A 7635-nucleotide genomic window follows, 5' to 3' on the forward strand; every position below is an offset into this window, starting at 1 on the left:
ACCTCGGCCATCTCACCAGGTGTCACACCATCACAACGACACCAACAGCCCAACAGACACGCCACTCACAAACGAAGCTGACCAAGCCCTACTAGCGGCGACTTCATCACCGACGCCACCAAGGCGCACATCGAGGCGGCAAGCCACCTCTGAAAGGCCCGCTCCATGCTGCCACTGCCACTCATCGGGTTGGAGGTGCCCAACCGGATAGGTCGCCAGCGTCGGGGCTCCCTGCACCTGGGCACCGGCCGCATCATCCGGGCCGAAATCCAGGCCTGTCCGACACCCCTCCTCCTTGCCTGCCTGTGTTCTCACGCGGGGGTGAAGGGGGCTTGTGAAGGTACTCAGTTACGGCGGGGACGGCAGGCAGCCGAAGCCGAATGTCCGCAATGGCTCTGCGGTACGGCCGTTCAGGTGCGCACGCCGCGTGGCCTGCGCCGCACGTATCCAGGGGCGCGTTCTGTCCCCTCGACGCCACCGGCACGGTCGGTGATCTGCTGGAGATTGTCAACGGCCATTTCGTTCTCCCCATAGGCGGCCAGGAGTTCGCCCCGCTGGCGGCCATCGTGGCGTCCCCGCTGGCGGCCAGATAATTTCCCGCCCTCGGGTCGGTCGGGTCAGCTGAAGGGTTTCACTCCCTGTCCGCTGGTGGCCTGGGTGAGCCGGTAGCTGTCACCTTGGGTGACGACGATATGAGCGTGGTGCATGAGCCGGTCGACCGTCGCCGTGGCCAGAGTCTTGGGCATGATCTCGTCGAATCCGGAGGGGTGGAGGTTGCTGCTGACGGCGATCGAGCGTCGTTCGTAGGCGGCATCGACCAAGCGGTAGAAGCCTTCGGCCGCGTCCGGTGAGACCGGCAGCAGACCGATGTCATCGACGATGATCAGATCCGAGCGGATGATTTTCGCGAGGGCTCGGGCGATCGAGTCGTCCGCGCGGTGTCGGCGGACCAGGACTCCGAGGTCCTCGATGGTGAACCAGGAGACGGTCAGCCCGGCCTCGACCGCGGTCTGACCGAGGGCCTCGGTGAAGTGGCTCTTGCCCGTTCCCGAGGGCCCGCAGATGCAGAAGTTCTCCCGCCGCCCGATCCATTCCAAGGACTTGAGGGCGTCCTGGGTGGGGCGGGGAATGGCGGACTTGGTCTCGTCCCAGTCGCCGAAGGTCTTGCCGGTGGGGAAACCCGCCCGCTTGCGGCGGGTGTGGAGGTTGGCCCGGTCTCGACCGGCGGCTTCCTCGGCCAGCAGGACGCGGACGACCTCGGCCGGGTCCCAGCGTTGTGCCTTGGCGGTGGGGATCAGGTCGGCCAACACCCGCCGCAGGTGCGGGAGTTTGAGCCGCCGGGTCAGCTCGATGGCCTCGGCGAGCGGGTCGCCGTTGGTGCCGGGAACGGTGCGAAGTGGGGTGGCCATCAGGCGCGATCGCTTTCGTCGTACTCGGAGACGTCGGAGGCGGGCTGGGTGGGCAGGCCGAAGGAGGACCAGGCGGAGGTTCCGGGCTGCAGGGAGTGTTCCTCGCTGCGGCGGGCGGGTTCGGTGTGCTCGCGTGTGGCCTGGTAGTCGACGATGGACAGCAGGTCCTTGTCCGCGAACCGGCCGGTGACCGCGGCGGTGCCCAGCGCCCGGTCGACCTCGGCCACCGAGTAGAGCTTCGACAGGGCGACGGCCTCGGCCATCTTCGCCTTGACGCGTCGGACCCCGGCCGCCCCTGCTTCGACCAGCCAGGACGCTGCCCCGGGACCAAGCTGGAGGAAGACAGCTTCCTCTGCTGAAGTGGGCTTCGGGGTGCGGTCGTTCTCCTTGTTCTCCCGCGGCGGGTAGTGGGCGTCGTCCAGGACCGGGGTGCCCGGCTGGCCGCGGCGGTGGCGGGCGGCCTCGCGGGCCGAGCCGTCCTCGCCGACCGCGGTGACGATCAGTTCGTCGCCGTGGAAGCGGGCCCAGACCCGGTTGTCGATCAGCTGGTGCGGAACGGAGTAGCGAACCCCGTCGACCGAGATCGTGGACTCCCAGTTCACCCTCCGGGTGGTGCCGAACGCGGCGGTGAACGGCCGTCTGGGCAGGGGGTGCAGCCGCTGTCGTTCCTCTGCGAGCCGCTCGACGGGCTTGCGCCGGGTCGCCCGGTGGGTGCGGGAGTTGACCTCGTCGCAGAACGCCCGGCAGGCCGCCTCCAGTTCACCGAAGGTCTTGTAGTTTTCGCGCAGGTTGACGTCCTTCGGCACCAGATCGGCCTTTGCGATGCGAACCGTCGCCTCGGAACCGCCCTTGGTCTCCGGGTCTGCGGGCAGACACGTGCGTATGGTCGTGCCGTAGTGCCGGGCGACCTCGACGATCTCCGGGTTGCGGACCGCGATCCCGGCAACGTGATCGTTGGTGACCGTCTTCTCGTTGTCCGTCAGGACGTAGGCCGGCACTCCGCCGATGCGGCGGAACGTCGCGTCCAGACACGAGGTGACCGTCGGCAGCGTCTTGTCCCAGATCGGGATCACGATCCGGAACCGGGACCAGGCCAGCCAGGCGCACCACAGGATGGTCTTGCGGCCGGCGATGGTCGGCCCGTCGCCGTAGTCGTACTGGATCCACAGCCCCGGCTCGGTCACCCACGGCCGATAGACCCGCCGTCGACCAGCCCTGAACTGGGTTTTTGCCTCGGCGACGGTGCGGCGGGTGGTGCGTTCCCCGCCGGTGAAGCCCATCGCGACGATCCTCTTGTGCACCACGTCCGCGCGGATCTTGCCCTGCGAACGGACCACCAGTTCCTCGATCTTCGGCAGATAGTCGTCGATCGCGCGGGCTCGGTGACGGCGTTGGTCGGGATGCTGGCCGGCGGCCCGCATCTTCACATACCGGGCCACCGTGTGGTGGTCGACGCCGGTCAGCTCGGCCGCGGCGCGGTAACTGCCCGTGAGGTCGTACGCCTCAAGGATCTCCATGATCTCCCTGCTGTTCTTCACCCGCCCGAGCCTCGCCGAGCGGGATGCGTCCATAGCGAGCGGGGAGATATCTGGCCGTACGTGGGGAATCCCGTGGCCATCAGTGGGGCGGTAAGTGGCCACCTACGGGGAGCTTTTCATGGCCGCCGTCACCGTTGCCTGTGCGCGCCAAGATCCCCATGCCCAGAGTCCCGGTCATCCGCGGCCGTGGCCCGTCGCCAACGCCGATGTACGCTTCTGGTCGCTGTGTGACCCCGTAGACACCCCTGCGGAATAGGCACCCCCGCGGGATCCGTCTCCGCCGATCTCCTCATGGCTTTGGCCGAAGACCCGGCGGGCCTTGACGACCGAGGCGAGCGAGACTGGCAGCGAACTCCCGTGAGAACAGGCGCCCTGAGGTCCGGGCCGGCACGGCAGCAACCAGGTCCGGGTAGAGGGGCAGGACTTGATACCTACCGGTCATCTCGAGCAGGTCCGGCGCCTGCCCAGGTGCGCCAGCGATCCGCAGCCGGGCCTGGTTCCGGAGACGCCGGAGCAGGTCGAGGAAGGTGGGTCACCGGAGGTGGCCCCGGCGATGTCCAGGACCACCCGTGAGTGTGCGGCCGCGGTCATCTCCAGGGCCGGGCGGAGGCTTCTGCCCCGCCTGCCGCTGTCTGCGCGCTCCGGATCGGCTGCAGGGGCAGGGGCGGGGCCATGGTGGCTGCCCTGGCTGCTGACCGGGTGACCGAACGAGGGCTGGAGCGTTGACCTTTCCATGACGATGCTGCTGATGCCGCCCGCCCCGCCGGCGACCACTACGGCCGTCACGCCCAGCCCTGGCAGGGTTCTGATCTTCGGCGAACTCGCCGCCCGCTGGGCGGCCGCCCGCCGCATGGTGCCCGTTAGCGCGGACCGGGAATAGGAGCGGCTCGCCCACCGCCCGCCGTGGCCGACCCCATGAGCCCCAGTCCTGCACAGGCCACCCGCCGCGCGGCTGCCGGACCGGACGGCCGTGGTTGGGCCCCGCCCGGTCCGGCAGCCGCACACCACCTGGACCAAAACTGAACACAGCAGCCGCCCCCTCCCCCTGCAGGGCCGGGCCCGCACACCCGCCCCACCTCCCCGGCTCAGCAACAAAATAGGGGGGCAGGGACAGCCAGGCAGAGGAAGTCAGCCCTCCACGGCCGCCGAAGCGGTCGCTCAGATGATTTGCAGGTTGACCAGGCCCGAGGATGTGTCAAGGCCGTCGGTGGTGGCGCATTCCAGGGTCTGGGTGGGTGCGGCGGCCAGGACGATCTCGATGATGATCGTCGATCCCTGGAAGTCACCGGACTTGATCTCACCGGTGAGGACCAGGACGGAGTCGCCTCCGGGGCGCAGGCCCACTCCGGCGGTGAAGTCGAAGGTGCTGGAGCTGGTCTGGTCGTTGGTCCAGTTGATCCGGCCGTTGCCGGTGGAGTTGCCGGTGGTGCACGACAGTTCTCCGTTGCCGGTGAAGAGGATGGTGCCGTTGGTGTGGTCCGGCGGCAGGCCCAGGCACGGGCCGATGGCGCCGTCGGCGGACAGGGCGACCTGCCGGGGGAACAGTGTCAGGCCGGGCTTGTAGGAGGTGGTCTCGTAGCCGGGGCACTCCAGCAGGGCAGCCTGCTGACTCGCGCCCGCGGCCAAAGCTGCCGGGGCGGCCTGGGCGGTGGGCGTCAGCCCGAGAGCGATGAAGGCGGCAGCACTCGCGGTGAGCGCACCGTACTTCCGTATCCCGCCACGCGTGGGGAACCGCATCACATGTGCCTTTCTGCCGGGAGTCACGGGAGAGCCGTCGCCTGTTACAGCAGGCGTAGCGCGTACGCCGCCGGCCGGGCGACCGTGCCGCACCACCGTCCCAACCCTGCCCGGGCCCGGCCATGGCCCGAAAGGAGGAGCGCGCACCGCCCCGACGAGCGCGCCCCCCTACAGGGGCACACCCGCCCGTGCGCCCTTGGCTGCCCCTGGCATCCGCCGACGATCTCGAAAAGGACACGGCCATGACCGCCACCAAGACCACCGACGCCATCAAGAAGTTCGGACAGCATTCCCTCGGTCGCCTATCCCACCAAGTGCCGACTGGTCCACAACGTCTTCCCCCTGGTGCTCCATAGCTCTCGCCGTCGAAACGCGACACCCTCGCTTTGCCAAAGCATCCCCATCAACAGCTCGCTGCCAAGCCAGTCGCGAAAAGGAGCGCTCTGCCGCGGCTCACGTTGCACGGCCCGAAAACCGGCCACACGGTACGCACGCGTGCCGCGTCACCGGCCACCGGGCATCATTCCCGTCGGCGTGCCGAGCGTGGAGCTGGGGACACGTCCTCGTTCAGCTGAGCGCGCAGCAACAGGAGTGCTTCAGCATCCGCCCGCTGGGCCAGGAGCCCGAGCAGCACCCGGATACGCGGATCATCGCCGTCCCGGACGGCTTGCACGATCTCGCCGATCAGCGTCGGTACATCCGTGGGCGGTGGTCCCTCTTCTCCGGCGTTCATCGACCTCGTGTACCCGATGCCGCCGGACCGGTGGGGCGACACCAGCCCGGCCGTAAGCCGCGGACGAGACGGGGCACATCAATGACCGTCTCAAGGGCCTACCCGAGCTCTTCGCCCTCCCGGGCCGGCTCACCGCGCGTTCGTACGCGCTCCACCGTCGGCTCTGCCGAGCGCGCACGGCCCCCGGAGGACCCGCATCATCCGATTGCCGGGTGCCGCAGGCTGCCACGGACCCCGCCCGGCTCAGTCTGAAGGGCCGGCTCCATGGTGCCGCGTGGTGGTCGGCCATGCCGGGGTCGGCGTGGCACCCCACGCCGTGTCAGGCGCGGGCTTGCACGAGGGCTTCCTCGGTCTTGCCGTGCCGCCCTACCAGCGCCCCGCCCTCAGCCCGCCGTGCTCCGCCGAGCGAGTGGACACGGGGCGGCGCGCGCGGCCCCGCCGTCGCGCGAGGACACCTAGGGGGCGCCCGATAGCCTCGCCCGCCGCCCGGCCGAGCTGTCCCACCCCCACCCTTTTCCTTTCCTGCTGTGGGGCGAGGTCTGGGGGGCGTAGAGGGGATGTCGAGCTGCCGACCATGGCAGGAAAAGCGGTGGTGACCTGCAGATTTACGGACGGATGCCGCGAGCGGACGAGTGGCTGTCGGCGGGGTTGTCGGCCTGGTCGGGGGCGGTGTTGTCGCACCGTGACCGTGGTCGGGCCTTCGTGGTCGCAGTCCTGGTCGGGGGCGGCTGTTGCGCTTCGTTGTACGCGCGGCACCGGATGAGTCGGTGCCGCACAGTTACGAAGCGGGAGAGGCCGTGGTGTGTGATGTGGACGCGGGTGGCGGGGACCGGCTGGCGTTTGTTGGCGGTGCTGGTGCAGTACCGGATGGCCGCCACGGAACAGATGCACCTGTTGATCGCGCCCAGGGTGCGGATCGAGCAGACGAGGCGTCGGCTGGCCACACTGCGCAGTGAGGGCCTCATCGACCGGATCACGCTGCCGCAGGCCGGACGGACCCGGGTGTGGTTCCCCACCCAGTACGGCGTCCAGGTCGCCTGCCAGTGCCCGGAGCTACGGGGGTTGCGGCCAGTGGCGCAGGGCGGGTGGAAGGGATGAGGGGTGACCTGGACGCGGCCGGAGCCGATGCCCAGCGGCTGGGTGCCTTGGCGACGAGCACGCTCCGCAACTGTGGTCGCGGCAGTCGGAAACCGTTGCACTTTCAGTGCTGGCTGTCCTGCGGGGTGAAGAGTTCCATTAGTTCCTGGACGGGCACGTGTGCCTCCGCCGGATGGCGAAGCATGGCGTCCCGGCACAGGATGTAGCGCGTGCGCCGTCCCGCCCGCTCGCGGCTCAGGTAGCCGCTCTGTTCCAGGGCGGCGATGAGGCTCTGGGCGGTTCGCTCGGTGACGTGGCAGGCGGCGGCGATGTCGCGAAGACGGGCGTCAGAATCTTGCGCTAGCACCAGCAGCACGCGTGCGTGCTTGGTGAGGAAGCCCCACTTCCCGGTCTGCTCGTCCATGATCTGCCCGTCCCTTCGCCCACGGCAGTGAATACCCGCAAGTATTTTCCGGAAACAAGCTTCTTCTGAGAGGGCTACTGCCAGGTTCCGGGGGTAGGCGGGGTGGGCAACGGCGCTTCGGAAGTGAGGCGGGCCCATGGATGCTGCTGCCCAAAATGAGGGCCAGGAGCCGCTTTCCGAGCGTCGGATCGCGGCCTGCACCGCGTTCGAGGGCAGCGCGGATATCGCCGAGGCCCGGTATATGGCCCGTGACTTCCTCACCTCCGTGCAGGCCGAGCACGGGCTGCCAGTGTCGGCTAGGGCAATGGGCATGGTGCAACTGGTCGTGAGCGAGCTGGTCACCAACGCCCGCAAATACGCGCCGGGCCCCTGCCTGCTGGACCTGCAGATCGTTGAGGGCGCCGTCCAGATCAGCGTGTGGGACAGCAGCAGCGACCCGCCATCGGTGCAGGCCACCGACCCGACGCGGCTGGGGCAGCGCGGACTGGAGATCGTCATGGCGGTGTCCCAGACCTTCTGCGTCCACCGGGAGCCGGTGGGCAAGCGGATCACCGCAGCCGTTTACTCGCCGACGACCCCGGCGGGGACGCCGCCGGCCACCAAGCCATGTGACCTTCAGGCTGCTCTACCTTCTTGATCGGGTTGATCGAGCCATTCGTAGGGTTGGATCGCCCAGGGGTGCCGGGTGTGGCTATCAGGCTGCTGCCAGCTCGTGGC

At 69.0% G+C, this 7635-nt stretch carries 7 protein-coding genes; 3 read left to right on the plus strand and 4 right to left on the minus strand.

All coding sequences use genetic code 11. From position 1 onward, the window contains the following. Positions 1-617: 617 nt before the first annotated feature. Positions 618-1409 (minus strand): IS21-like element helper ATPase IstB, encoded by a 792-nt coding sequence (istB, locus tag ACWD11_RS34885; RefSeq protein ID WP_389421701.1) that lies wholly within the window; start codon positions 1407-1409, stop codon positions 618-620. After that, positions 1409-2947, minus strand: a complete 1539-nt coding sequence (gene istA / locus ACWD11_RS34890; protein ID WP_451287910.1) for an IS21 family transposase — start codon at positions 2945-2947, stop codon at positions 1409-1411. Before istA ends, istB begins: the two co-directional genes overlap by 1 nt. Positions 2948-3680: 733 nt before the next feature. On the opposite strand from istA, the gene ACWD11_RS34895 reads away from it, so the two are divergent. Further along, positions 3681-3827 (plus strand): hypothetical protein, encoded by a 147-nt coding sequence (locus ACWD11_RS34895; RefSeq protein WP_389421705.1) that lies wholly within the window; start codon positions 3681-3683, stop codon positions 3825-3827. 278 nt (positions 3828-4105) lie between these two features. On the opposite strand, the gene ACWD11_RS34900 is transcribed toward ACWD11_RS34895, so the two are convergent. After that, a complete protein-coding gene (locus tag ACWD11_RS34900; RefSeq protein WP_451125488.1) occupies positions 4106-4684 on the minus strand; it encodes a hypothetical protein in 579 nt (192 codons plus the stop codon). 1537 nt (positions 4685-6221) lie between these two features. Between ACWD11_RS34900 and ACWD11_RS34905 the strand changes: the two genes are divergently transcribed. Further along, positions 6222-6515, plus strand: coding sequence for a hypothetical protein (locus tag ACWD11_RS34905; RefSeq protein WP_451287912.1), 294 nt, complete (start codon positions 6222-6224; stop codon positions 6513-6515). A gap of 103 nt (positions 6516-6618) precedes the next feature. Here the strand turns inward: ACWD11_RS34905 and ACWD11_RS34910 are convergent, their stop codons facing one another. After that, positions 6619-6918: a helix-turn-helix transcriptional regulator gene (locus ACWD11_RS34910; RefSeq protein ID WP_451287914.1), complete on the minus strand. Its 300-nt coding sequence runs from the start codon at positions 6916-6918 to the stop codon at positions 6619-6621. Positions 6919-7054: 136 nt separating this feature from the next. Between ACWD11_RS34910 and ACWD11_RS34915 the strand changes: the two genes are divergently transcribed. Further along, a complete protein-coding gene (locus ACWD11_RS34915) occupies positions 7055-7555 on the plus strand; it encodes an ATP-binding protein (protein WP_389421665.1) in 501 nt (166 codons plus the stop codon). The last annotated feature ends 80 nt before the right edge of the window (positions 7556-7635 follow it).

Source organism: Streptomyces sp. NPDC002776 (genome assembly GCF_053592195.1).